Source organism: Mechercharimyces mesophilus (assembly GCF_059818345.1).
In genome coordinates this window covers 423,480-448,834 of the sequence record NZ_JCBAPH010000001.1, presented here as the reverse complement: position 1 = coordinate 448,834, position 25,355 = coordinate 423,480, and the positions used below count along the sequence as shown (strand labels likewise).

Here is a 25,355-nt window from a genome sequence, read left to right as displayed (position 1 = left end):
TTTCTTATATATACTCGGAAAGCAAACCATAAGCCGAGTTCTGTCCTCCCAGTGGTGCAAACGGCGAATTCGCCTCCCACTTGTGGAGTGGCAATCATCTGTCTAGGCGATACATTGCTATACCGCTCAAGCGACCAACCCAGGATCACTGCGGGCAACAGTTGCTTTTAAAGCAGATCCTCTCTTAGGTCTTGCTCCAAGTGGGGTTTACCTAGCCAGTATGTCTCCATACTGCTGGTGCGCTCTTACCGCACCGTTGCATCCTTACCTGTGGAATGATATCATTCCCATCGGCGGTCTACATTTCTGTGGCACTAGCCTTAGGGTTGCCCCCACCGGCCGTTAGCCGGCACCCTGCCCTATGGAGCTCGGACTTTCCTCCCGTGGGACCTTGCGGCACTCCACCGGCGATTGCCTAGCTTACTTTCCTTTGCAAAATCGCAACAGGAATTATTATATCAAACTTTATTCCGACCTTCAAGTGGTGTTTTCAACATTTATAACCTTATTTTAGAAAAATTTACTTTCTCGCTTCACCTATCTTATACAAATTGAAAAGGTTCGGTATGGGCACTGGAGGCCCTCACTTGAAGCGATTCATGCCGCCACATCTCACGCAAGCGCTCACACAAAGCAGGGACAATCCAATGTTCCACATGATGTCCCACATCCAACAAGCAGAGCCCCATTCGATCTGCTTCTTGTGCATCGTGAAAACCGATATCTCCAGTAATGTAAGCATCTGCACCTGCCGCTCGTGCTTGTGCATAAAAGCCACTACCGGAACCACCCAAGACTGCAACAGAGGAAATCAGCCGCCCTTCCTTTCCAACCATGCGCAGAGCGGGAATCTGATACATCTGTTTTGTATGCTCTGCCAATTGTCGGAGCGTCATCGGCTCAGCTAAGGTCCCTATTCTCCCAATCCCTTGTGCTTGTCCACGCAAATCAAGCGGATAGAGATCATATGCCACTTCTTCGTATGGGTGTGCCTTGAGCATCGCTTCCTGCACGCTCTTAAGCTTAGATTCCGGCACGATCGTCTCCAAGCGAATCTCATCCACCTTCTCCACTTCTCCTGGCTTTCCGATAAAAGGATTGGCATCCGCTTGTGGTAAAAACGTCCCTGTTCCTGTGAGATTAAAGGTGCAGTGACTGTAATTGCCGATCCAGCCTGCTCCTGCTGCACTAATGGCATCCCGAACTTGTTGATGATAGTCCTGTGGTACGAACACAACCAATTTTTTTAATGGCTCATACCGTTCCGGTAGAAGAACCTGGGTATTTTCCAAACCGAGTCGGGAGGCTAACACATCATTGACGCCCCCTTCCACAACGTCTAGGTTTGTGTGGGCAATATAAACCTGAATCTGATGTTGCAATAGCTTACGTAACATCTTTCCTACCGGTTGATCTGTCCGTATCGCTTTTAGGGGCTGGAAAATGATAGCGTGATGCGCAATAATCCAATTTGCCCCCTGCTCTATCGCTTCATCAATCACTTCATCCGTCACATCCAGAGTAACGAGAACGCCTGTTACCTCAGCCTGCGGATCTCCGATTTGCAAACCGATTCGGCTACGATCCCACTCTGCAGCCAGACTAGGGGGACACCATGCTTCAAATGCCTGGATCATTTCACTTCCCTGGATAGCCATTCTTTCACTCTCCTCCATGACTCCAATTCTCTCTGTACAATCTCTATCTTGCTACGTACATCCGAGGTTTTAGCCTTTTGTAACCCCTGCAAAATCCGTTCCTTTTCTCCACACAATGCTTCTAACCTGTGCAGCAAAAGCGGATGCTTATTTCGCCATAAACACGGACCAATCGTCAGTAATTGATCGGCGCTCAAACGATGATCCTGATACTGCTCTCTTCCTTCTCCCTGCTCCGCCACTATGACTTCGTAAAGAATAGCGGCATCCTCTACGATGGTTTCCTCTACTAACCTCCAGCCATTTTTCCATAACCACTCACGCACACGATGACTTGCGTTGTTTGGTTGGAGGATAAGACGCCTTACCTGCTTTAGTTTTGCTTGTCCACGCTCTAAGATCTCTGCGATGAGCGCCCCTCCCATACCCGCAATGGTGATAATCTCCACTTCATTAGGGGCAATGACATCCAGACCATCCCCTAATCGAACTTCAATCAGGTCTTCGCGGCAAAAAGCCTGTACGCGCTTAGCCGCATTCTCATACGGCCCGCGACTTACCTCTCCTACTATCCCCTTCGTCAACTTGCCCTCGTTCGCAGCGGCTAATAGCAGGAAAGCATGATCCCCTCCAATATCCGCCACCGAGGTTTCACTGGGAATGTATTCATTTAATGTATGTAGCCTCTTGGATAACCCCAACCCATCTGTGGATCGCATCCACTTCCGCCTCCTCTTTCAACCGTCCAGCTCTCGCTTCCCATTATAAACAAGACACCTTCTCCCTTCAAACCGCATAAGGTAGGTGTAGTTCGGTTCCACGATACTTATTAGCTTATTCGAAGCGAGCGTTAGGGGAGGTTATTGAATGGCTGGCTTTATCGTCATGAATCAAATCTTTAATACCAAGATCCAAGCGGTGTCCAATCCTGCAACAGTCAATTTAGGGGACGTAATCAATGTCGTTCCGAGAGAAAATTCGAAATCCTCGGGTGGTTCCTCTCCTGTTGGAGACTTTGCGATCAATATCGATGGTGAATCAAACATTGGAATTGATCCGGATTTGTTTGATCAAGTGGAATTCTTCTAATAGAAGAGATTAAAGGGAGCTAGTATCAGCTCCCTCAACCTCTATCCCTACACGACAATAATGTCCTCACCCGCTTAAACTTTCGTACCTTATTGGCGCGCTTCCTTCTTCCCTTCCTCAAAGTACAACCATTCATCAAAGAAGTTTTTCAAATCGACACCGGCTACTTCATTGGCCACGGCAATAAAGTCCTCTGTAGTCGCAGTACGGAATTGATAACGGTCATAGTAGGTCTGCATAATCTTCTTGACCTTCTCCATCCCAATCTGATCAGACAGGGACCACATCATGGCCGCAGGACGAATATACACCATTAGCCCATAGAGAGGATCGGGATACTTATTGACCGACTCCACGGATGTCAGACCAATTTTTTCATGAACGTCTTCTGATCGCTCCGAAGCACGCTTCAACAAATCCCGTTCGTCTTCTCCCATCTTTTCTTTCATAAAGAGAAATTCCGAGAAGGTTGTTAAGCCTTCATCCAACCAAGGTTCATGTACTTGATCGTTTCCCACCACGCCATACCACCACTGGTGAGCCAATTCATGTGCAACCACCGAATCCGCCGTTCGCTTTCCTTCCTTCGTCGGGATCTCTGGAACAGAAGTAACCAACCCCGGGTACTCCATCCCCGCAATACCGAGCCCTGTCTCTCCCAGGATGACATCCACTTCCTTGTAAGGGTAGGGACCAAAGGTTTTGCTGAAATAATCCATACTACATATTGCTGTATCATGTAGCTGTTGAGAAACATGTTCCATTCCCTTCACATACCACAGGTTAACCTCTGTCTCTCCTGCCTTGCCTTCGATCACTTCATAATCTTTACTAATCATCGCTGCAAAATCTCGCACCCGCTCTTGTTTTAATTTCACCTTCGAACTTGTGCGTTCTGAGGGGTTATCGTTAGCTGTCGTAATGAGCTGATACCCTTTAGGGAGGGAGAAGGTAACTTCAAAATCTGAGATCTCGCTAAAGAAGGGGTCTCCAGTCGTCGTATAAGGATCGGTATGCCATCCCTGCTCATCCTTGACTGCTAACATGGGGTACCATTGCGCGAGAAAAGCGGTTCGATCCACTGTATTCAGACGCGTCCCACCTTGTGGGATTTTCAATTTATAATCCATCTCCACTGTCGCTTTCTTCTTCGGCTTCGCGAAACCGTTTAACTTCAGCAACGTTTCTTTCTCCTCTGTTTTTACTGCTTTCCCGTTCACTTTGACGTGAGATACTTGCAAATAGCCTGCCTCTTTCGGCTCCGATTCTTTGGACCCTTTCCAGTCTTTAAAAGCATTCGGGTAAAGATGAAAATAAAGCTCTTCCCCTTCACGGTATTTTTGTGGCAATTGCACGCTCATATGACCCATTACCGTATCTTGCTCATCATCGTATGTCGCTTCAATTGTATACGCCGGACATTCATCCGCCGGACCGTTGTATGTAATGGGAGTGGCATCTACAGAATTCATCACTGTCAAAAAGAGGAGTACGCTTCCCCATATACTCATTATGCAACGTCTCACTATTTTCACCGCCTGCGTCATGATAGGACTGGACTTGTTCACATGGCTTCTATCGCCCGGCATAAAAACCCTCAGGGATTGTGCCACACGCCTCTAGAAGAAAGCACACAGCATGGGAGTGTCGAGTGCGCTCGTAGCAGTGTTTTGATGGGTGGTGGCATCTCCTATCGCTACCCGCTTCGAGCCTCTTAAGGAGAAACCTCTCGCCATCTTCCAACAACCCTTAAGGTGAGTTTTCACTCTTATCTTCAAAGGTGATTTCCCACCAGCGAAACCGAGCTCCACCAAGTGGAGGGGCTTTCATAGAAACTCACCGATAGAAGTTTCGTTATGATCTTGCACTCCTGTTTTTGTCCGTCTCCATTATCCTGACCCAAACAGGCGAAATCTATGCCGGAGAACTTCCAATAAGTACTAGCATCCGTTATACTTTAGATCATATTGGGCCCAATGAGGAGGATGAGCATGAGTAAGCTTTCGCAAATCTTAAAGATGAGAACAATCCCTACTTTAGAAGAAGAATATCCAGATTTTGATACAAACCATTTACCTGATGAACCAACCACCTTATTTTTGCAATGGCTTCAGCTCGCCGTCAGCGAAGGCATCTCCATGCCACACGCCATGACCTTATCCACTGTCGATGAAGAAGGGGCACCAGATGCACGTATCCTCATTTTAAAAGATGTGACCGAAAACAATTGGTATTTCGGCACGAATTCAGGTAGTAGAAAAGGAAAGCAATTACAGCATAACTCGAAAGTCGCTTTAACCTTTTTCTGGCCAGCACTCGGAAGACAAATACGTATTCGTGGACAGGCTATCTATACTGGCACGGAAGCAAGTGCCACAGATTTTCGCTCGAGATCAAGAGGTTCGCGAGCCAATTCGCTTCTGGGGAAACAAAGTAATGTTTTACCCGACTTTCAGCTTTTAGAAGAAACCCAACGCCAAAGCCTAGACTCCATTCAGCAAAACCCCGACTTGATCGCTCCCAATTGGGCATTGTATGCCGTCACAGCCGACGAGGTAGAGTTCTGGCAAGGGGACCCTGAGCGAAAACATAAGAGGGTTCTTTATCAAAGAAGCGAGGAAGGGTGGACAATCTCCTATCTGTGGCCTTGAACCGAGTCCATCTTATCCACCTCTGTAGAGAGCAAATTCACTCCATACAAAAAAGGCGAAGGAAACCCTTCGCCCTCATCTTCACACCGCGAGAAAGAAGTCTCTCTCTGGTGTTTCTCTTAAAAATGTGTCAATGCTATAAATTCCCCCGCCGTTCCTGCTCCCGCTCAATCGCCTCAAACAACGCTTTAAAGTTGCCTTCCCCAAAGCCACGTGATCCTTTGCGCTGGATGATTTCAAAGAATAGCGTCGGACGGTCGACGATCGGATTGGTAAAGATCTGCAACAGGTACCCTTCATCATCGCGATCCACCAAAATCTTTAATTTCCGCAACTCTTCGATCGACTCATCGATTTTACCCACACGCTTCGTTAATTCGTCGTAATAGGAGTCAGGCGTTTCCAGAAACTGCACGCCATTCTTCTTCATTGCCTCGATCGTTTGGACGATGTCCTTGGTATAAAAAGCAACATGCTGAACTCCCGCTCCGCGATAAAAGTCGAGGTATTCTTGAATTTGCGACTTTCGCTTACCATCCGCTGGCTCATTGATAGGGAATTTGATTCGTCCAGTCCCATTCTGCATCACCTTGGACATGAGCGCAGAGTATTCGGTGCTAATATCCTCATCGTCAAAATGGCGCAATTCCGTGAAACCAAAAACCTTTTCATAATAGGAAACCCATTCTTCCATGCTTTCCACATTGCCCACGACATGGTCGAAACCTTCTATGCCTGTCGAGGTTGAGGGGATTTCGAAGTCGGCTGCCTGAAACCCAGGAGCAAATGGTCCCTGATAGGCACTACGCTCCACAAAAGTATGCACCGTATCACCGTAAGTAGCAATGGTAGCCTTCTTGATTTTCCCATGCTCATCGGAGATCTCCTGAGGTTCCTTCACGACTACTCCCCCGCGAGCGATCGCTTCTTGGAACGCTTTCTCTACATCTGCCACTTGCAAAGCAATATCTTTGACGCCATCACCATGTTTGTTTACAAATTGAGCGATTTCATGTTCGGGTGAATAGGAACCGCTAATAACCAAACGAAGTGACCCCTGCTCCAATACATAAGAGGTAGTCTCACGATTACCTGTCTCTAGTCCACTATAGGCAACAGGACGGAAACCAAAGTTTTTACAATAGTAGACAGCTGCTTGTTTCGCATTGCCCGTATAAAACTCAAGGTAATCAACATCGAGTACAGGGAAGAAATCCCCTTCTGTCGCTGTCATTTGTGCTTGTTTTTGATCCATTTTCATATCCTCCTCCAATCTGAAGGTTTCTATGTTTCAGAGTAACCGGAAAACGCAAAATCGACAAGCACACGCATCAATGTAGTGGTGCTTTTATGCTATGAAGCCTTCCATCTTTCAGATGATCACTAGCATCCAATCTCACGCGCAATAATATTGCGTTGGATTTCAGACGTCCCTTCTCCAATCTCTGCTAATTTTACATCACGATAAAAACGTTCTACACGGAAATCGTGAATATAGCCCCACCCTCCATGAATTTGTACTGCCTGATCACAGATGCGGTTAGCCACTTCCGAAGCGAAGAGTTTACACATCGATGCTTCTTTCGTAAAAGGGCGTCCCTCATCCTTCAGCCAGGCTGCCTTATAGACTAACTGACGTGCGGCTTCTAACTGAAGAGCCATATCCGCTAGCTTATGTTGGATCACTTGAAACTTGGAGATGGATTGTCCGAACTGAACGCGCTCGTTAGCATAACGCAACGCCGCTTCGTATGCCCCTTGAGCGATCCCTACCGCCATCGCTCCAATTCCGATACGTCCACCATCTAAAGTAATTAAAAACTGCTTAAAGCCATAACCAATCCGTCCTAGGATGTTCTCATGCGGAACCCGTACCCCTTCCAAAACCAACTCCGTCGTATTGGAGCTGTGTAATCCCATTTTGTGATACGCATCCCGCACCGTAAATCCTTCCGCATCGGTGGGAACGATGAAAGCGGTAATTTCCTTCTGTCCTGCCTCCTCGCCACTAATGGCTGTTAATGCAAGAAATTTAGCATAGCTGGCGTTCGTAATAAAGGTTTTACTGCCATGAATCTCCCACTCTTTCCCCACTTTATTGGCACGCGTTTTGGTTCCTCCCGCATCGGAGCCTGCATCTGGCTCGGTCAATCCAAAGGCACCCAAGCTTTCTCCGCGACAAATGGGGATGAGGTACTGTTGCTTCTGTTCTTCCGTTCCGAAGAGATGAAGAGGGGCTCCTCCTAGTGAGATATGAGCAGAATAGGTTATGCCAGTGGAGGCACACACCCTGCTCAATTCTTCCACTGCTATGGCAAAACTGATGGTATCCGCTCCGCCTCCTTCATATTTTTCAGGAAACGGTAGGCCCATTAATTTGAGTTCAGACATTTTTTTGAATATATCACGCGGAAAGCTTTTGTTCCGATCCCGTTCATCTGCTCCGGGAGCAACTTCCCCCTCCGCAAAATCACGCATCAACTTTTTGATCATCCGTTGCTCTGTCGTTAAATCAAAGTTCACATACTCCACTCCTTTACTTTCTCTTTGTTAACGCTTACATTATATATTATAGGATTAGACAGGTACATCGATCAAGAATTTTCTGTTAAAGGGAGCTCTTTTGCTAAAATCGGTTTGCATTATGTTTGGAAAAGGGATAAAATTGAATCACAATAAGACAAACAAGGTGCCAAACAAAAAAGCACTCTAGTGAGTGCCTCTTAGGGAATTATTCAAGAAAATCTTTCAGTTGTTTGCTACGGCTGGGGTGACGAAGTTTACGTAATGCTTTGGCTTCGATTTGACGGATGCGTTCGCGAGTCACACCAAATACTTTCCCTACCTCTTCGAGGGTTCGCGTGCGTCCATCATCAAGACCGAAGCGAAGACGCAAGACATTCTCTTCACGGTCGGATAAAGTATCCAAAACACCCTTCAGCTGTTCTTTTAACAATTCATAAGCAGCTGCATCGGCTGGTGCTTGGGCATCATCATCAGGAATGAAGTCTCCCAAATGAGAATCATCCTCTTCACCAATCGGTGTTTCCAACGAGACAGGTTCCTGTGCAATCTTCATGATTTCGCGGACTTTCTCAGGGCTTAAATCCATCTCCTGAGCCACTTCTTCCGGCAACGGCTCTCGTCCGAGGTCTTGCAATAACTGACGGGAAACCCGAATCAACTTATTGATCGTCTCTACCATATGCACAGGGATACGAATGGTACGTGCTTGGTCCGCAATCGCACGCGTAATCGCTTGCCGAATCCACCAGGTGGCATACGTACTAAATTTATATCCTTTGCGGTGATCAAACTTTTCAACCGCTTTAATCAAACCCATGTTTCCCTCTTGAATCAAATCAAGGAACAACATTCCCCGTCCTACATAACGTTTGGCGATACTAACAACTAAGCGCAAGTTGGCCTCCGCGAGGCGACGCTTCGCTTCTTCGTCCCCATCTTCGATCCGCTTGGCCAGTTCAACTTCTTCTTTCGCCGATAACAAGGGAACACGGCCAATCTCTTTCAAGTACATACGTACCGGATCATTAATTTTCACGCCCGGTGGGACACTAAGATCGTCGTGTAACAATTCTTCACTTTCCTCATCAGCCACACGGTAAGGTTCATCGCCCTCTTCGTTGGTGACCTCAACCCCTTGCTCATTTAAGGAATCAAAGAATTCATCCACCTGCTGTGGATCTTGATCAAAAGGAGACATCTTCTCCATAATTTCTTTATAAGAGAGTTGCCCTCGCTTCTTACCTAATTCTGTCAGTTGCTCTTTCACCTGTTCTATCGTCAGATCTTGCTCCAAGTCCATGTTTTGTTCATTGGCCAATCTCTGTTCCCTCCTTCCCTGGTACTCACGCTTAAGCCCTTTTCCTGCTCTTTTCCCTTAATTGATGCAGTTGAATCGCCAATTCTTGTGCTTTTGCGATGTCACCAGCTTTGTCTACCCGTTTCAACTCTTCTTCTACTTGTTTCATCTTAAGATGTAGTGGATAAATGCGGATATGATGGATATAATCTGAAATCGCTTCCTCCGAAACATCCGTAGGGAGCTCCATCATCGCCAGTTCACTAATCGTTTTGAGCAAATGCTCTTCATTCACATAATGGATAAATTGCGCCGGATCAACTCCGTATCCTTCACCGTAAAACGCATACAGGTAAGCGGCTACCGCTGCATGCTCATCCGTATAAAAATCAGCCCCTAGTTCCTCTTCAACACGCACAGAAACTTCGCGGTCACGCATCATCCAAGCCAACAGTTGTTTTTCGGCTTGTTCATGCGCAGAGGGCAGACGAGTAGAACCGACCATGTGTTTGTTTGGTTGATGATACTCATTATTCCACATTCCCTTGCCTTTATCCCCCTGAGTCGCGCGCTTCTTCTTGCTACGGATACGACGAAGTTCCAACTTGAGTGCATCCAACGATAGATGAAACTCTTCACTAAGTTGACGAACATAGTGGTCTTGTTCAATCGCCAGAGGCAAGTCGGCAATCATCGTCAAAGCTTCTGTTAAGTACTTCATTCGTTGTCCTTCATCGCGGACATCAAAATCTTTCTTACGCTCTTGAAGTTTAAACGCTGTTAAAGGCATGGCCGCCACTAATACTTCCTGTCGAAAGGCCTCCACACCACGTTTACCAATATAGTCATCCGGATCAAGCCCTGGTGGAAGTTGACCCACTTTGGCGTGTAAGTCTTGCTCTTTTAACACATCCAGCCCTCGCGTCGCAGCCTGTTGCCCCGCCTCATCCGAGTCGTAGCAGATGATAAGACTCTCACAGTTTCGACGAATGACTTTGGCTTGCATAGAGGTTAGCGAAGTCCCTAGTGAAGCTACTCCTGTTTGGATGCCAGCTTGCCAGGCGGCTATCACATCCATATACCCTTCAAAGAGAATAGCTTCTTTTGCTTGCCGTATGGATTTTCTCGCTCTGTGCAGATTAAATAGGTGACGTCCTTTGTGAAAGAGAGTCGTCTCTGGGCTATTCAAGTATTTGGGACCTGACTGCTTGAGCGCACGGCCACCAAAAGCAATCACATTTCCCTGTCCATCATGAATAGGGAAGATCACCCGCTCGCGAAACCGATCATAGTAATGAGAGGAATTCTCTCTACGATTTACTAATCCTGCTTCCTCCAACAGCGAGGGATGAAACCCTCGTTTCGTTAAAAAACGAAGCAAGACATTATCTGGAGGGGCGTATCCAAGTTGAAACGTCTCGATCGTCTGCTCATTGACTCCACGACCGAGTAAATACCCTCTCGCTTCTTGTCCTAGCTCCATTTTTTGCAGAATATGATGGTAAAATCGGGAGGCAAGATCCATGATGTTACGCAATTTTTGGCGATGGGCCTCTTGGGGATCATCCGCCACTGATTGACTCTCCGGTAATGAAATCCCTGCTTCCGTTGCCATATGTCGTACGGCCTCAAGAAAGGAGTACTGCTCCATTTCCATGACAAATTTAATCACATCTCCGCCCTGACCGCAACCAAAACAATAAAAAATTTGCTTATCAGGAGCAACGGAAAAAGATGGAGTCTTCTCTGAATGAAAGGGACAAAGCCCGAAATAGTTTCGTCCACTCTTCTTTAGCTGGACATGTTGGCTCACCACATCGAGAATGTCATTATGCTCTCGCACCTGGCGAATCACATCATCTGGGATGGCAGCCATGCTCTCCCCCGCTTTCCATATTCCCGTCTCCTATAAGGTGTACTTATTCGCCAAGATTCGTCATCTTCCTTCTCGAATCTTATATTTTTTTGAGGAAAACAGCAAGAACTCTTCCTGTCCTCTCACTATTCTACATCAAAACTTCTTTTCCCTTCCTACTTAGGGAACGAAAAAACCATTGTTACGAAATTTGTCGAATATAGTCGATAAAAGAGCTTCGTTGCTCTCCTTCCTCCTGTAGTATTATACGCTGAAAAACGAAAAAAATCCTTCTTTGATCTTGACAAGAAGTTTTTTTTCTATCTCAGGTGCTTTCTCAGTGATTTTCTTTTTCACATGTGAGGAATCTTCCACTTTCATTGGGACGGCGGGAAAGCCCCTCTGCCTGACTTCTACCAATTCTCTTGTCAAAAGTCATTCAGGAGGGGCTTCTCTAAACCCTTTTCTATTATAAGATAAGGTTGACTCACCGTCACATCCAACAAAATACAGCCAATGAACAGCCTAACCCATTTTCACACTTTACTTCGTTAAACGGGAATTCTTGCCCATTTGGTTTCTGTAAATAAAAGGATACCTTATAAATGAAGGAAACACTTATCTATCCTTCGGTTTCAACATGCCTTCTGCTACTCACTTTTCAAAAGTCCTATCCGGTCACGCTTATTGTTCGTTCAAAGTAGCATGAGCTGCAGCTAAGCGAGCGAGAGGAACACGGAAGGGGGAACAACTTACATAGTCAAGCCCCACTTGGTGACAAAAAGCAATGGAGTCTTTTTCCCCTCCATGCTCACCACAAATCCCCGTTTTCAGTTCAGGTTTTACCTTACGGCCACTTTGAACACCCATCTCAACCAATTTACCGACGCCTTCCGTATCCAATGTGATGAACGGGTTTTCCGGAAGAATGTTTCGGTCTACATACTGATGCAGGAATTTCCCTTCTGCATCATCCCGGCTATAACCAAAGGTGGTTTGAGTAAGATCGTTGGTTCCAAAAGAGAAGAAATCAGCCACATGCGCTATTTCTTCTGCCGTGAGGGCAGCGCGTGGAACTTCAATCATCGTTCCCACGAGATAAGGAATCTCCTGCCCGCTCTGTTCACGAGTACGGCTAGCGATATCATCCACTAAAGCACGCATTTCTTTTAATTCATTTACATGTCCGACCAGTGGAATCATCACTTCTGGCTGAACATGATGCCCCTCTGCCATCACTTCCTGAGCTGCCTGGAAGATGGCTTCAATCTGCATCGCATAAATTTCGGGATAAATCAGTCCCAGACGGCACCCACGATGACCTAGCATGGGATTAAATTCGTGAAGCGCACGCACTTTGCGAAGCATAGCATCTTTTTCTGCTAACAACCTATGGTCCACCTCTTGCTGTAAGCTGAGTGTGGTTCGCTCCACAAGCAGGTCCTCCACATTGGGCAAAAATTCGTGAAGGGGTGGATCGAGTAAACGAATGGTGACAGGTAGTCCATTCATCGCTTTAAAGATGCCTTGGAAGTCGGACTGTTGCATCACCAACAGTTTATCCAGCGCAACTTGCCGCTCTTCTAGCGTTTCTGCCAGGATCATTTCTTGCACCACGGGCACTCTCTCCGGTTCCATAAACATGTGCTCCGTGCGGCATAATCCAACACCTTCCGCCCCAAACTCGCGTGCCTTTGCTACATCAGCAGGTGTATCCGCATTGGTCCGTACCTTCAACGTGCGGAAATGGTCCGCCCACTTGAGAAGATCTTGAAACTCATTGGATAGCTCAGGGTCAATCAAGGGTACCTCACCTTGGATAATCTGACCGGTTCCCCCGTCGATCGAAAGCTGATCCCCTTCTGTCAGAGTGGTATTCCCGACCGTGACCACCTTATTTTTTACATCCACTTTCATTTCGTCACAGCCACAAATACAAGCTTTCCCCATGCCACGAGCAACGACCGCCGCATGGCTCGTCATACCACCACGGCTGGTTACAATGCCGTTGGCTGCTACCATCCCATGGATATCCTCTGGCGTCGTCTCCATTCTCACCAGAATCACATCTTTCCCCTCATGAGCCCACTTTTCTGCGGTATCCGCATCAAAGACAATTTTGCCTGAAGCCGCTCCAGGAGAAGCTGGCAATCCTTTTGTCAATATGTGAAGCTTTGCGTCTGGATCTACCCGGCGATGCAGGATTTGATCTAGTTGGTTCGGGTCCACACGTAGCACGGCTGTCTCTTTATCGATAATGCCTTCACGTACCATATCGACGGCAATTTTTACGGCTGCGTGTGCTGTCCGTTTGCCGTTACGCGTTTGTAAAAAGTATAAATTTCCTCTTTCGATTGTAAATTCAATATCTTGCATATCTTGATAAGTATTTTCTAATGTCTGGCATGTGCGTTCAAATTCATCATATACCTCAGGCATCTTATCAATCAGGGTATGAATCGGTTCAGGTGTACGTATCCCTGCTACGACGTCTTCTCCTTGCGCGTTCAGCAAAAACTCGCCATACAAGTGGTGCTCTCCTGTCGAAGGATTACGCGTAAAAGCCACTCCTGTACCCGAGTCTTCTCCCATATTTCCAAACACCATCATCTGAACATTAACCGCCGTGCCAAGATCATGCGGGATCTTGTGTATTTTTCGATAGATACGTGCCCGATGATTATTCCACGAATCAAAGACAGCGATAATGGAACGCCGCAACTGCTCACGTGGTTCTTGCGGGAAGGGTTTCCCATCCTCTGTTTTCACCAATTTTTTAAAAGAAGCAATGATCTCTTGCCAATCTTCCGCCGTCAATGCTGGGTCATCTTGTACCCCGCGTTCCTCTTTCTTGTTATCGATAATCTCCTCAAAATGATAGTGATCAATACCAAGGACCACATTACTAAACATTTGTATAAAGCGGCGATAACAATCGTAAGCAAAGCGCGGATTATTTGTCAGACGGGCCAGGCCGATTACCGTATCATCGTTAAGCCCTAGGTTAAGAACCGTATCCATCATTCCTGGCATGGAAATAACCGCACCCGAGCGAACAGAAACCAAAAGCGGGTTCGATGTATCCCCCAGTCTTTTTCCTGTTTTTTCTTGAAGACGCTCCAGTGCGTGATCGATCTCTTCCAAGATGTCTCTACTTAACTGCTGATTTTTTTTATAATATTGGAGACATGCCTTGGTTGTAATCGTAAACCCGGGAGGAACAGGTAGACCACTCCGTGTCATTTCCGCGAGATTGGCCCCTTTTCCACCTAGTAAGGATTTCAACTCCCGATTTCCTTCTTCAAACAAGAGTACTGATTTTGAGATCATGATTCCATTCCTCCCCGCTTACGAAGAATATCAATAATCATATTGGCTGTTTCTTCCACTGCTTTATTGGTCACATTTAAAATCGGACAGCCCACTTTTTTAATAATGCCTTCTGCGTACTCCAGTTCATCTAAAATTCGTTCCATATTGGCGTAATTGGCCTTCGCCCCTAGCCCTAATGCTTTCAGTCGTTCTCGACGAATGTTATTCAAATGATCCGGGTGAATCGTTAGTCCAATACATTTTTTCGGTGACACCATAAATAATTCCTCTGGCGGTTCCACTTCTGGTACCAACGGCACATTGGCTACCTTCAAACGACGATGGGCCAAATACATGGAAAGAGGTGTTTTTGACGTACGCGAAACACCAATTAAGACCACATCTGCGCGTAAAATGCCTCGTGGATCGCGCCCGTCATCATATTTAACGGCAAACTCCACCGCTTCGATCTTACGAAAATAGTCCTCATCCATGCGGCGTACCAAACCAGGCTGTTCGCGTGGAGGCCGAGGATAAAGAGAAGCTAAGCCTTTCACCATCGGACCCATGATATCTACAAAGGGGACGTCTAATCTCTTGGCTTCTTCAATAATAAACGCTTGCAGTTCTGGAACCACTAACGTAAAAACGAGAAGGGCATTCGACTCTTTGGCTGCTTGAACAACGTCTGCAATCGTCTGCTTATCATCGACATAAGGAAAACGGCGCAGTTCCACTTCGCCACCATTAAACTGACTAGAAGCCGCCCGTACGACAAATTCTGCTGTTTCACCCACCGAATCCGATACGACAAAGACTAATGGGTGCTTCTTTTCACCTACGATGAGAAATCCCTCCTGCTAAACCGATTCTTCTTTCGCTAGTTCGACAAACGCTTTCGTAATCGTAGTCTTGGACATCCGACCCACCACTTCTACTTGCGAGCTTCCTTCAATGGAACGGATAACCGGTAACGAATCCACTTGATAATCCATCAGCTTCTTGGCTGCTTCAAAGAGGGTATCTTCCAATTCGCATGTCATCACATTGGGCATGCGCGTCATCACTACCCCGACAGGAATCGAGTGTAGGTCTTGTTTGCCCATCGTACTCTGTAACAAGTCTTTCCGTGATAACACGCCTACAAGGATCCCGACATCTTTGACTACGAAGAGTGTCCCAACATCTTCTAGGAATAACATGCAAATTGCGTCATAAACGGAAGTTTCTTCTCTCACCACGACGGGGAGTGACTTGTAATCCTTCACCTGCAGTTTGCGCAAGTGCTCACTTAGTAGCTGGTTAGCAGATTTGCCTGCATAAAAGTATCCCACCCGCGGACGTGCATCCAAAAAACCCGCCATGGTGAGAATAGATAAGTCCGGTCTGAGTGTTGCCCGAGTAAGGCTCAGTTGTTCTGCAATCTTTTCACCGGTTATAGGACCTTCATTCTTCACTATCTGTATAATTTTCTCCTGACGTGCTGATAATTCGATTTCCTTTCACCTCCTCGTACGTTTCTTTCGTGACGATTGGCTCTGCTGTATTATGTTATACTTATTTACCTCAACTTCATATAGTATATACTATATTGGACTAGCTTTTTTTCTGCAACCAGCAAATTGAGTCTATCCCCTCTTTCGGATCGGAAGAGTTTTTATTTGCGATTGCATTTCCTCTGTTTTTATACGAAAATGAAAGGATAGAGGTAAGAACGGAGGTTCATTTATGCTTTTTTCCAATCCCTTGGCTATCAGCATGCCACTTCAATTGCATTCCATCCATCTTCTCAAAAATCATGACGTCCAACAGACCGTCATCCAACTTCCAGAAGAACATTATGAGGCATCTGAATTGACGGAGCTCTTCCGTGCGACCGAAACCACTCCCATCGCTTTTCGTATGCCCTCTTCCTGGGGTCTAGGGACACGTAACTTCTCCCTTGAAGCATGGAAGAAATGGTTAAACGCACTAGCACCTTTCAGCCGCGAGGGAGGCCACGTGATCGTCCATGGAGCGACCGTTTCCTTAGGAGACATCTTCGCCTACCTGGACAACCGGCCACGTCATTTTCATGCCTTACACGATTATAAAACACAGTATGTAGAGCGTATGATCGAGCAACTGCTCTTGCTACAAGAAATCGCGCGACCACTTGAACTGGAGTTATTAGTAGAAAATGCACCAATGGGCGGGAACTACTACTTCGAACCGGGTAGCAATCACATTCATCCGGCGCTTCGTACTCCACGTCATCTCTTGCAAATAGTAGAAGCGACCGATGCCAAGCTCTGTTTTCACAGTGCTCATGCACGTGTCACCTCTCATGCCTTGTCCTATATGCATCGCTCGCGTAGCCTCTTTGGAGCAGCCACTGAGAAGGAAATCCTCAATGCGGCGCGAACATGGATCGACTTTTATGAGAAGGTTAAAGATAAAACTGCGTTGGTCCTCCTTTCGTATGCCACTAGTTGGGGAGATACCCCTTCAACTAACCTTATTCCCTTTCCAGAGAGCGCCTATCCGGAATTGCTGGAGTTTGCCGAAGCCATCAACGAGCGTATCCCTGTCGCATTAGATGTTCAAGGGAAGGAAGCCTATATGACAGAGATGATGGAAACAATGAAACAGCTGAAGAGACGGTGAAGAGAGGTTCCCCTTCCTACTTGGAAGGGCCCTTTTTATATTTAGGAGCGTAAGAATAAGCGAAGTCGTTCTTTGTAGGAGGTCATTTTTCGTTAGGGATGGGTCTATACCAACTCTTCAATTGAGAAGAAAGCTGACCCGCTCTAAAGAGGATCAGAAGAGGCTTTTTGGTATGCCTTTCACTCCCCGATCGCAATCGGTTCCAAAGGCAGTGATCCATTGATGATTGGATCTAGTAACTGACCCAGTTTTCGCGGGAAAATAATCTCATCTGTGTCTTGTAATTCCTCCAGACTCCACCAGTGGTGTCCACGATAAACCTCTTTCTCCAAAGAAGTCAAATGATCCAGTTGAACATCCTGGCCTCTTATGTAAGCAAGAAAGTATTGCTCCATCAGGTACGTTCGTTCTCCCTGAAATTCATGATCGATTTCTCGTGTCCAAATCAAAGGACCCCACTTCACTTCTTCAATTCCGGTTTCCTCCCACAGTTCTCTTTTGGCCGCTTCTTCGTATGACTCTTCTCCTTCCAATCCCCCACCCACTGTAAACCAGATCGATCCATTGGTCGGATTAAGCATATCCATCATATTAAATAAGAGAACACGACTGTCCTCATTCATTAGTACCACACGTGCAGAGGGACGTGTCTTCATTTATAAGCCCTCCTTTGGCTCTCTAAATGGAAAACTTACCATATCACATATTTTAGCATATATCCATTCCCTTACGCTGAGTGAAAGGAGCTCGATTCCAAAAGAGAGCCTTCTTGTGTTAAATATAGAGACTTCATAGAAAAACCGCAGTTTTGGTTTCCCACTCTGCGGTCACTACTCCGATTATTTTGTTCGCTATAGATCATTTGTGCAATTTACTTAAAGAAAAGCTTTAGAATACTGATCCATTCCCAGCGTTTCAATTGCCTTCACTCCTCTCTAGACCCGTCCGGTCCGGCAGGGTACCGCCGAATTCGATCAAGGAGTATATTAGCGTCATAGCACAAAGTTTAGCAAGTTTGAATACGCTCTTCTGCCTAAAATGCCCTAGTCCCAATGATACAGTGGGCTTTAAGTTCACGATATAATATTCTCTCTAGTTCGTCAATTGTTACTTACTCTTTTGTTAAATGAAACCGTTGGTTCAATTGATCACAAAATATCCGAAGCCGATCCTGATTAACGGTATAGTAGTTCCATTTCCCTTGTTTTCGTTCGTTTATTAATCCAGCAGCCTTCAATTCTTTCAGGTGGTAGGAGACTTTGGATTGCTTTAATTCAAGCTCTTCTTGAATATCGCAAACACACACGCCAATCGGACAACATTGATCTTCCAACTTTTCATCTCCATGGGCAATTATATCAAGGATTCGATAGCGAAGTGGATCTGACAGTGCCCGTGCAATTTGTGTTAACTCAGTATCTATTCCCATGGTTTTTCCTCCTCGTGGTCTCGTTTCATGCTGAAACGGGGGCATCAGGTGGAGATTTGACTCCACCTGATGGGAAACCTGGCTTATAGAAGTGGCGATTGAAAGCCATTCTTCCGATCTTCCGCATTAAGTAAAACTAGTGCAATCAAAATAGCCCTAGAAAAAACGAACCACTATCTTCAGGATAGTATCATGTTGTCTTCTTAGCTACAACTAGCATCATCACAACAAGGAGAGGTGGGCTTGGATGATGACTCTGACAAGGCTTTCCCTTGAGAGGATTCCCCAGATACATCACTATCTTGTTTGACAAAAAACACTTCCCAGCGATGCTCATCTGGACTCGTCACCCAGATTTTATCTTGCTTTGCATAGCAACAGGTCGTATCCATCTCATCAAAAGTGGCTAAACCCGCACTTTTCAATCGCTCTTTCGTTGCCAGCACTTCTTCGGTTGACCCAACTTGGATTCCTAAATGATTGATTCCGCCACTCGTTTCTCCTCCCACATTTAAAGTGAAGTTGAGTGCAGGCTCATCCAGATCAAATTTCACATAGTTCTCCCGAACTTTCACTGGCTCTTCTGCAAATAGATGACGATAAAAATTCATTGATTCTTCCAAGTCCCTCACATTAATCGCCACATGCGGTTTCAAAGTCATTTTACTCTCTCCTTTAGGTTGAATAGAATTATTCACATCAATAATTCTTGATATGATAATACATCAAAAAAAGTTGATCTGTCAACAGACAAGACAATTTTTTTGATGTGTATGACTTTTGGTTTTTTCGCTTGCAGTAAGGAGACCCTACTCTCCCGGTGTTTTCGGTGTCACCCTACCGAAAAAAGAAAATTGTACGCTAAGGCGATCAATGGTTAAAGAAACCCCGTTACCCTGTACGTTAAGGGTTAACGGGGTTTCTTATGGTCCTCTTAGGCTTTTCCTTTCGTCTTTTTCATTACTATGACCTTATTTCGAAGTGGCCGAGGATTGTTGATGTCTAACTGTTGTTTCAAGTTCCATACATAGTCACCACTGGTTGCTGGTTTTACCCCAACATACAGATATCTCTCACGTCATGTAACGAGAGTGGGAAATCATATCTCTTTGGCAGATTCACATGGCTAGATATTTTATACAGTATATTGAATGGAGGAAATGTAGCCTTCGGGTTCATGGTCCCGCCCTACCAGCCTCACCTTCCTTAACATACTTTAATTATAGATGGGGAGTAGAAGTGGCCTATTGGATCCTTCGCCCTCTCAATAAAAATTTTGATTCAATCGAGGTGCATTATATGGGTACTGCCTACGTGATTAATCAGCTTTCGAACACAGTGGATGTCATTGATACGAAGACCCAATCGGTTGAGGCTACCATAGGACTGGATAATATCCCAGTAGATATTGCTCTGACACCGGATGGAAAGCTGGTCTTTGTTCCTCTCGGAATCAATTCCCTTGTTGTCATCGATACAAAGACACACACCATAATCGCCAATATTCTGATGGGATTCAGTCCATCCAAAATTGCGATAACACCAGATGGAAAGCATGCTTATGTTCCTTTAGGTTCGAATGGGAGCAATCAGATAGAGGTCATCGATACATTAACTCAGTCTCTCATTGACACGGTAACAGTCGCATTCTCTCCATTTACAATTGCCATTTCTCCAAATGGAAAATGGGTTGCTATCCCCAATTTGGGTTCGCCCGTCATGGGTGGAAGGTCGGTTTCTATTTTGGACACAAAAAGCCATTCCATTATAGCAACAATTGGAGTAGGAGAACGCCCTTTCACTGTTAAATTCACGCCCGATGGAAAACTGCTTTACGTCGCCAACCTTACCTCATCCACTCTCTCTGTTATTGACACCCACACATTCAGAGTTATCGCAAGCCCCTCTGTCCAAAATAATCCGACCGATATCGCTATTACACCTAATGGAAAAATCGCTTATGTTCCTAACTTTGGCACTCCTACTTCAGCTGGGAATGCCATCTCCGCCATCGATACCAAGACACAGTCTGTTCTTGCTCTCATACAGACAGGGGTCGGTCCCATCACGACAGCGATTTCGCCCGATGGAACATTCCTCTATGTTGCAAACTTTGGTACTCCAGAACAAGAAGGAAATACCGTCACCGTCATCGATACCCGCACTCATTGTGTCGTGGCAACCGTACAAGTAGAAAACCTTCCGTGTGTGATTACATTCACCCCTGATGGCAAGTTAGCATACATCCTCAACCAGGAATCAAACACGATCTCTGTCATTAATACTCGAACGCACTCCATTCTTGCGACAGTAAAAGCAAGCGGAAGTCCAGTAGGAATGGTTATTTCACCCGAATGTTCTTAACCAAATATATCGATGTATACTTCCTTAAGAAGGCCATAGCAAAGATCTCGTTATGACCTTCTATTTATTATTCTCTTACTTTCTGAGGGCTTTAACTCTAGATTTACTAAAACTTTCACTTGTACTCTTGCTCGAGTTTACAATAAACAGATTACTTTTGTTGTTTTTCTGTTGAAAAGTGACTGTTCCATCATAACACCCTAGAATCTTATTAAACGCAACATTGGTAGAGCCGTCGGAGTTTGTTTGCGGAGGACAACCATTTGGAGAATCAGGCGCTCCAATTCTGAGCCGAAATGCATTTCTAACAACAATAGACTTCTTTTGCCCCGGTTTTACTGTTAGTCGACCGATTACCTTATCGCTATTATTGGAGATCTCAGCAAAAATATCGCAGTTTCCAGCCTCTCTTTCCGTAGGCGGTTGATCAGGGGAGAAATCGATTCGATTCCAATAATAATCATTTTTCACGTTTAAACAAAATATATTTTCCTCTGTTATGCGAGGGATATAAACAACAAGTTCTGTCGGATCGGTATTCCCATTCTCAAATGTAGGAACCAATACAATGTCGCCACTAATTTGACAAGAACAACAATCACTCAAATTCCTAACCTCCTTCTGATACAATACTATAATATATGTCGACAACTCTCCTTTTCGTTACGATCAAAGACCCAAGGCACTCATACAAATAGTAGATTACCTCTTGTTCATCCATTTATTTTTCAGCCTATTTGCAAGAGTTTCCTATGTCCGATTTCCACTTAGGGATCACCGCATTTGCGACACTTCCATTTAAAATTCGGTTCACGCCACTCAATCATGGAATAATTGCCTGAAAATTGATGCAAAAGTCCTTAGCGTACAATTCTCTCGTATTGGTACCGTGGTCCCTTTTCCGTTGGGTCCGGTTCGTATCTTAGGTGCTTCTTAAACTAGCCGGATGGGTTTCAAAAATCCTTATAGGTACTTCTCTGCTGCGTTCCATCCTAACGTTTCTAGCACTGTTTCAAATCCTTATAGGTACTTCCTAAACAATTAGCTACGTGGTGGGGAGAACAGGAAGGTTATCGGTTTCAAATCCTTATAGGTACTTCCTAAACCCCCAAAAACGCCTACAAATCAGTATTTTCACATAACACTGTATAACAATCTCACTACTCTGTCAAATCATAAATCCCCTCTATAACTGCCCTTCCCGCCCCCTTCACCGTAATCTAACATTACAAAAAATGTCGTCGATCTCCCAAGGCTATGACGCTACTGGAGGTCGACGACACTTTTAAACAACCCTCGGTTTCCCCACACCCCCCTCACAGCTCAAAATCTCTCCTCACCCGGCGCAATTTTCGATCCGAAGGCGGAGTAAGGGTGTAGTCAAATTGAAGCGTGGGCATCTGTACGTTTATCCGATCACAAAGTGATTGCAAAGAAGTGGACACCTTCTTCTCGATTTCCTCTCTCTCTTCTCCTACTATCCTTAAGGAAACTTCCACTAGACTGGGACTCTTTTGCCTCACTTGGTATTCGATAATCTGCTCGGAAGCCGCCATGATACTACGACGAATAAAGTCAGGAAATACAGGAGTAAGGTCCGCATTCATTGATGATGCGTTGCCTTGTATGCTGTTTCCTCGCTGTGGTGGAAAGTAGAAGAGATCATCACACCTACCTTCGATCTGCGCTAGCGGTGTCATCACGCTCCCACAAGGACAGGGCTCTTCTCGTTCGGTCAAAATATCGTTTAGGCGATAGCGAATAAACGGCTGGGTCATCCGCGTAAAATCGGTGATGATGGGCATAAATTTGCCCTGCTCTTTGTCCAAGTACTCCTTCTGAATCACCACCAAATCTTCATTCAGGTGCAAGGTCCCATGTGCACAAGTGGCCGCTAAAAAGCCTTCGGTACATTGGTACACCTGATGTACTTTTTGCCCAAACGCCACTGAGATGATCGCTTCATCCAAGGGATCGAGTACTTCCGCTACCGATATGACCCGCTGTGGATGAATGGACAACTCTCCTTTTTGTTGCTGTTCTGCTAAAAAACGCAACATTGATGGAGGGGCAATCAGAATGGACGGTTGAAAGTGTTGCAAGCGCTCCACATGAAGGGCGAGAGGTGCCAACAAATCAAAGAAAGAGAAGGTGATTCTTCCCCTCCCCACTGATTGATAGAGATTACTGTTTGCCCGCAAGAAAAAAGCGATCCGATGTGCCGACCATAAAGGACCAGGCATCAGCTTGGCTAGCATCGTAGCTGCCCACGCCGCTTGCTCCTGCGGACTTACTAGAAACAAGCCGCGATTTCCCGATGTACCAGAGGAGAGTCCCACTGTCACATTTCCAATCTGCGGGCGAAAGTCACGCGTCTCTTCCGCTTGAAGAGCCACTTCCATTGCTTCTTCTTTATGAATACCAAGTGTATTTAACACATCAAAGTGCTCCATCATTACCTGCTTATCCATCGGAGGAAGGTTACGCCATTCGTTTCTCTCTCTTCCCGAGAAGCGTTCACGGGAAAAAGGGGAAAGTGGCAGGATCTCTTGTAAGAAACGATCTACTCGCCTTGCTTGCCATTTTTCTAATTGCTCACGTGAGTGAAAGTTCGTGCGAAAACGAATGCGCCAATAGTATTGGAGGAAGGTTTTCGCTTGCAATGGTTTCATGAAGATCACTCCTCCCCTTCTTCCTGCGGAGTTTGCTGTGCCTCATGCCATCCTTTGAGGCAATGCGTGAGGACGATCTTGATCTCAGGATGGTATTGATGTAAGGCATGAATCCGATCAATCGTTTCTACTAATTCCAGGCGATTATCGACAAAGAGGCTGGTGAGCGAGTTTGGGTATCGCTTCTCCTTATACGAGCTTTGCAACCAACACCCATCTGCCGCCAAAAAGATTGTCTTTCCCTCTTCTTCTCGCAAGAACACACCCATCTGTCCTGCCGCATGTCCAGGCAGGTCAACAGCTATCAAGCTGCGATCCCCTAACAAATCGTAACCATGGGTGAAAGGTGCATACTCCTCTGATAACGTTACTTCTTCCCGCTCTTCAATCCAGTGCGTACGCTTAGTGAAGTCTGTGGGTAACAGTTCAGGTATAAACCCTTTCCGCAAGGCAGCTATTCCGCTTTTTCCTTCTATCGACTGATAGGCCCTCTTCGTGCAGTAAAAAGAAGCATCAGGAAAGTCCAATGCCCCCGCAATGTGATCCCCGTGCAGGTGGGAGAGGATAATGGACGAAACATCTTCTGCCCTATAACCACGCTTCTTCAACTGCTCAATCGCTCCATCTTCCTCTTGAAAGGAGACCGGCGTGGTCAAAGAATACAAGCGATACGGCCATTTTTGCGTCGCACGTAAAAAGTGTGTAGCGTAACCGGTATCAAAGAGGATCGGCCCTACTCGGGGATGTTCAATCAAGCAAAAAAGAGCCGGAAAGGTGATCTTTCTCCATTTCCCTCCCGTGATCGCAACAAATTCTAAGTGACTGCAAGAACCTCCCCAGAGTAAGTTCCATTTCACAGGGAGTTGCGCTCTTCTTTCCACCATTGAACAAAAGCCTCCAATCCATCCGCCAGTGAAATACGCGGTCTGTATCCTAATTTTTTTTGTGCAGCTGAGATATCCAATGTCTGGCTCTTCCCTAGGACAGACACCGTATAACGCGTCAGAGGTGGTTCTTTCCCGCGCAGTACCGTACGTGACACTCCTTCCATCACCCCTGCTAGAGCATAAGCGACAGCATAGGGAATCTCTCGATAGCGAAAAGGCTCCCCTACCATGGCAAAAACATCTGCTAATGTCGAACGGAGTTCCACCATTTCTCCATTGGTGATGTTGTATTTCTTCCCCAGCGCGCTGGTTGGAGCTTGCTCGCACAATAACAGCGCATCCACTACATTATCCACATACGTTAGATCCACCTGGATGCGCCCTCCCCCGATGAGAGGCACTCTTCCTTGCTCATTGGCTTCCAATAGACGGGGAAAGATCGCTTGGTCTCCCGGACCAAAGAGGGCGCGCGGACGGATGGTAATAACCTCCAAGTCTTCGGCAAATGCTCGATCCACCTCTTGTTCCGCCAGATATTTGGTGTGCGCATAATGGTTGGCGAAACGGGTCGGCAGAGGGTCCGTCTCTTGAATTCCCAGCTGATGCTGATTTCTTGTATACAAACTGGGGGTGGAAACGTGAATCACCCGTGCAATCCCATGCTGCTTGGCTCCAGAAAGGACATTGCGTGTTCCCACCACATTGGCCTGATAGAAAGCCTCATACTTCCCCCAGGGAGAGGATAAAGCACCGCAATGAAACACCACATCTTGTCCACGGCATAAGTCTTGAATCGCTTGTTCATCGGCTAACTCCGCTGCGACAAAGCGAATTCCACTCGCGGTAAGCTCTCGACCGATTCCCTGCTTCCGCCCTGTCCCTGTTACCTGGTATCCCAACGACTGCAGGCGCAAAGCCAATCGCTTTCCCAAAAACCCCGTTGCTCCCGTTACCAGTGCATGTTTCATG

General features: G+C 46.0%; 21 protein-coding genes and 1 other RNA gene. 4 read left to right on the top strand and 18 right to left on the bottom strand.

Annotated features, from left to right (window positions below):
• Positions 1 to 14: 14 nt before the first annotated feature.
• From rnpB to AC6RGY_RS02300, 3 genes are all read right to left on the bottom strand, one after another.
• Positions 15 to 427: RNase P RNA component class A (rnpB, locus tag AC6RGY_RS02310), an RNA gene on the bottom strand.
• 115 nt (positions 428 to 542) lie between these two features.
• On the bottom strand, positions 543 to 1,658 hold the full coding sequence (locus tag AC6RGY_RS02305; RefSeq protein ID WP_499859430.1) for a Nif3-like dinuclear metal center hexameric protein: 1,116 nt from the start codon (positions 1,656 to 1,658) through the stop codon (positions 543 to 545).
• Complete coding sequence (locus tag AC6RGY_RS02300) at positions 1,634 to 2,377, bottom strand: tRNA (adenine(22)-N(1))-methyltransferase (protein ID WP_499859426.1); 744 nt, start codon at positions 2,375 to 2,377, stop codon at positions 1,634 to 1,636. The genes AC6RGY_RS02305 and AC6RGY_RS02300 overlap by 25 nt, the downstream gene beginning before the upstream one ends.
• A gap of 148 nt (positions 2,378 to 2,525) precedes the next feature.
• Here AC6RGY_RS02300 and AC6RGY_RS02295 point away from each other — a divergent pair, with 148 nt between their 5' ends.
• Positions 2,526 to 2,747, top strand: a complete 222-nt coding sequence (locus AC6RGY_RS02295; protein ID WP_499859424.1) for a spore germination protein — start codon at positions 2,526 to 2,528, stop codon at positions 2,745 to 2,747.
• An 89-nt stretch (positions 2,748 to 2,836) separates the two neighbouring features.
• On the opposite strand, the gene AC6RGY_RS02290 is transcribed toward AC6RGY_RS02295, so the two are convergent.
• Complete coding sequence (locus tag AC6RGY_RS02290) at positions 2,837 to 4,258, bottom strand: M1 family metallopeptidase (protein ID WP_499859422.1); 1,422 nt, start codon at positions 4,256 to 4,258, stop codon at positions 2,837 to 2,839.
• Between the two features lie 480 nt (positions 4,259 to 4,738).
• Here AC6RGY_RS02290 and AC6RGY_RS02285 point away from each other — a divergent pair, with 480 nt between their 5' ends.
• Positions 4,739 to 5,398 (top strand): pyridoxine/pyridoxamine 5'-phosphate oxidase, encoded by a 660-nt coding sequence (locus AC6RGY_RS02285; RefSeq protein WP_499859419.1) that lies wholly within the window; start codon positions 4,739 to 4,741, stop codon positions 5,396 to 5,398.
• A 136-nt stretch (positions 5,399 to 5,534) separates the two neighbouring features.
• Here AC6RGY_RS02285 and hppD read toward each other — a convergent pair whose 3' ends face one another.
• From hppD to ccpN, 7 genes are all read right to left on the bottom strand, one after another.
• Positions 5,535 to 6,659 (bottom strand): 4-hydroxyphenylpyruvate dioxygenase, encoded by a 1,125-nt coding sequence (hppD, locus tag AC6RGY_RS02280; protein WP_499859416.1) that lies wholly within the window; start codon positions 6,657 to 6,659, stop codon positions 5,535 to 5,537.
• A gap of 122 nt (positions 6,660 to 6,781) precedes the next feature.
• Positions 6,782 to 7,921, bottom strand: coding sequence for an acyl-CoA dehydrogenase family protein (locus AC6RGY_RS02275; protein ID WP_499859414.1), 1,140 nt, complete (start codon positions 7,919 to 7,921; stop codon positions 6,782 to 6,784).
• A 208-nt stretch (positions 7,922 to 8,129) separates the two neighbouring features.
• On the bottom strand, positions 8,130 to 9,242 hold the full coding sequence (rpoD, locus tag AC6RGY_RS02270; protein WP_499859412.1) for an RNA polymerase sigma factor RpoD: 1,113 nt from the start codon (positions 9,240 to 9,242) through the stop codon (positions 8,130 to 8,132).
• Between the two features lie 31 nt (positions 9,243 to 9,273).
• Positions 9,274 to 11,097 (bottom strand): DNA primase, encoded by a 1,824-nt coding sequence (dnaG, locus tag AC6RGY_RS02265; protein WP_499859410.1) that lies wholly within the window; start codon positions 11,095 to 11,097, stop codon positions 9,274 to 9,276.
• Between the two features lie 663 nt (positions 11,098 to 11,760).
• Positions 11,761 to 14,403, bottom strand: coding sequence for a pyruvate, phosphate dikinase (ppdK, locus tag AC6RGY_RS02260; RefSeq protein ID WP_499861427.1), 2,643 nt, complete (start codon positions 14,401 to 14,403; stop codon positions 11,761 to 11,763).
• Positions 14,403 to 15,233: a pyruvate, water dikinase regulatory protein gene (locus tag AC6RGY_RS02255; RefSeq protein ID WP_499861425.1), complete on the bottom strand. Its 831-nt coding sequence runs from the start codon at positions 15,231 to 15,233 to the stop codon at positions 14,403 to 14,405. The genes ppdK and AC6RGY_RS02255 overlap by 1 nt, the downstream gene beginning before the upstream one ends.
• A gap of 15 nt (positions 15,234 to 15,248) precedes the next feature.
• Positions 15,249 to 15,884 carry a transcriptional regulator CcpN gene (ccpN, locus tag AC6RGY_RS02250; protein WP_499861423.1) on the bottom strand — a complete coding sequence of 212 codons (636 nt, stop codon included), beginning with the start codon at positions 15,882 to 15,884 and terminating at the stop codon, positions 15,249 to 15,251.
• Between the two features lie 232 nt (positions 15,885 to 16,116).
• Here ccpN and AC6RGY_RS02245 point away from each other — a divergent pair, with 232 nt between their 5' ends.
• Positions 16,117 to 17,034 (top strand): hypothetical protein, encoded by a 918-nt coding sequence (locus AC6RGY_RS02245; RefSeq protein WP_499859408.1) that lies wholly within the window; start codon positions 16,117 to 16,119, stop codon positions 17,032 to 17,034.
• Positions 17,035 to 17,213: 179 nt separating this feature from the next.
• On the opposite strand, the gene AC6RGY_RS02240 is transcribed toward AC6RGY_RS02245, so the two are convergent.
• From AC6RGY_RS02240 to AC6RGY_RS02230, 3 genes are all read right to left on the bottom strand, one after another.
• Positions 17,214 to 17,690 carry an NUDIX hydrolase gene (locus tag AC6RGY_RS02240; RefSeq protein ID WP_499859407.1) on the bottom strand — a complete coding sequence of 159 codons (477 nt, stop codon included), beginning with the start codon at positions 17,688 to 17,690 and terminating at the stop codon, positions 17,214 to 17,216.
• A 455-nt stretch (positions 17,691 to 18,145) separates the two neighbouring features.
• On the bottom strand, positions 18,146 to 18,463 hold the full coding sequence (locus AC6RGY_RS02235) for an ArsR/SmtB family transcription factor (protein WP_499859406.1): 318 nt from the start codon (positions 18,461 to 18,463) through the stop codon (positions 18,146 to 18,148).
• Positions 18,464 to 18,666: 203 nt separating this feature from the next.
• On the bottom strand, positions 18,667 to 19,125 hold the full coding sequence (locus AC6RGY_RS02230) for an ArsI/CadI family heavy metal resistance metalloenzyme (protein WP_499859403.1): 459 nt from the start codon (positions 19,123 to 19,125) through the stop codon (positions 18,667 to 18,669).
• Positions 19,126 to 19,702: 577 nt separating this feature from the next.
• Between AC6RGY_RS02230 and AC6RGY_RS02225 the strand changes: the two genes are divergently transcribed.
• The gene (locus AC6RGY_RS02225; protein WP_499859401.1) at positions 19,703 to 20,827 is read left to right on the top strand and encodes a beta-propeller fold lactonase family protein; all 1,125 of its coding nucleotides are present in this window, start codon (positions 19,703 to 19,705) and stop codon (positions 20,825 to 20,827) included.
• Between the two features lie 75 nt (positions 20,828 to 20,902).
• Here the strand turns inward: AC6RGY_RS02225 and AC6RGY_RS02220 are convergent, their stop codons facing one another.
• From AC6RGY_RS02220 to AC6RGY_RS02205, 4 genes are all read right to left on the bottom strand, one after another.
• On the bottom strand, positions 20,903 to 21,433 hold the full coding sequence (locus AC6RGY_RS02220; RefSeq protein WP_499859399.1) for a hypothetical protein: 531 nt from the start codon (positions 21,431 to 21,433) through the stop codon (positions 20,903 to 20,905).
• Between the two features lie 710 nt (positions 21,434 to 22,143).
• A complete protein-coding gene (locus tag AC6RGY_RS02215; protein WP_499861421.1) occupies positions 22,144 to 23,490 on the bottom strand; it encodes a F390 synthetase-related protein in 1,347 nt (448 codons plus the stop codon).
• Positions 23,491 to 23,504: 14 nt separating this feature from the next.
• On the bottom strand, positions 23,505 to 24,383 hold the full coding sequence (locus AC6RGY_RS02210) for an MBL fold metallo-hydrolase (RefSeq protein ID WP_499859397.1): 879 nt from the start codon (positions 24,381 to 24,383) through the stop codon (positions 23,505 to 23,507).
• Positions 24,353 to 25,354, bottom strand: coding sequence for an NAD-dependent epimerase/dehydratase family protein (locus AC6RGY_RS02205; RefSeq protein WP_499859394.1), 1,002 nt, complete (start codon positions 25,352 to 25,354; stop codon positions 24,353 to 24,355). Before AC6RGY_RS02205 ends, AC6RGY_RS02210 begins: the two co-directional genes overlap by 31 nt.
• Position 25,355: the final 1 nt, after the last annotated feature.

Bases quoted from the DNA above. Each gene is read 5' to 3' on its own strand.
- AC6RGY_RS02305 (WP_499859430.1), bottom strand. From the start codon at position 1,658: ATGGCTATCCAGGGAAGTGAAATGATCCAGGCATTTGAAGCATGGTGT.
- AC6RGY_RS02300 (WP_499859426.1), bottom strand. From the start codon at position 2,377: ATGCGATCCACAGATGGGTTGGGGTTATCCAAGAGGCTACATACATTA.
- AC6RGY_RS02295 (WP_499859424.1), top strand. From the start codon at position 2,526: ATGGCTGGCTTTATCGTCATGAATCAAATCTTTAATACCAAGATCCAA.
- AC6RGY_RS02290 (WP_499859422.1), bottom strand. From the start codon at position 4,258: ATGAGTATATGGGGAAGCGTACTCCTCTTTTTGACAGTGATGAATTCT.
- AC6RGY_RS02285 (WP_499859419.1), top strand. From the start codon at position 4,739: ATGAGTAAGCTTTCGCAAATCTTAAAGATGAGAACAATCCCTACTTTA.
- hppD (WP_499859416.1), bottom strand. From the start codon at position 6,659: ATGAAAATGGATCAAAAACAAGCACAAATGACAGCGACAGAAGGGGAT.
- dnaG (WP_499859410.1), bottom strand. From the start codon at position 11,097: ATGGCTGCCATCCCAGATGATGTGATTCGCCAGGTGCGAGAGCATAAT.
- AC6RGY_RS02245 (WP_499859408.1), top strand. From the start codon at position 16,117: ATGCTTTTTTCCAATCCCTTGGCTATCAGCATGCCACTTCAATTGCAT.
- AC6RGY_RS02240 (WP_499859407.1), bottom strand. From the start codon at position 17,690: ATGAAGACACGTCCCTCTGCACGTGTGGTACTAATGAATGAGGACAGT.
- AC6RGY_RS02235 (WP_499859406.1), bottom strand. From the start codon at position 18,463: ATGGGAATAGATACTGAGTTAACACAAATTGCACGGGCACTGTCAGAT.
- AC6RGY_RS02230 (WP_499859403.1), bottom strand. From the start codon at position 19,125: ATGACTTTGAAACCGCATGTGGCGATTAATGTGAGGGACTTGGAAGAA.
- AC6RGY_RS02210 (WP_499859397.1), bottom strand. From the start codon at position 24,383: ATGGTGGAAAGAAGAGCGCAACTCCCTGTGAAATGGAACTTACTCTGG.
- AC6RGY_RS02205 (WP_499859394.1), bottom strand. From the start codon at position 25,354: ATGAAACATGCACTGGTAACGGGAGCAACGGGGTTTTTGGGAAAGCGA.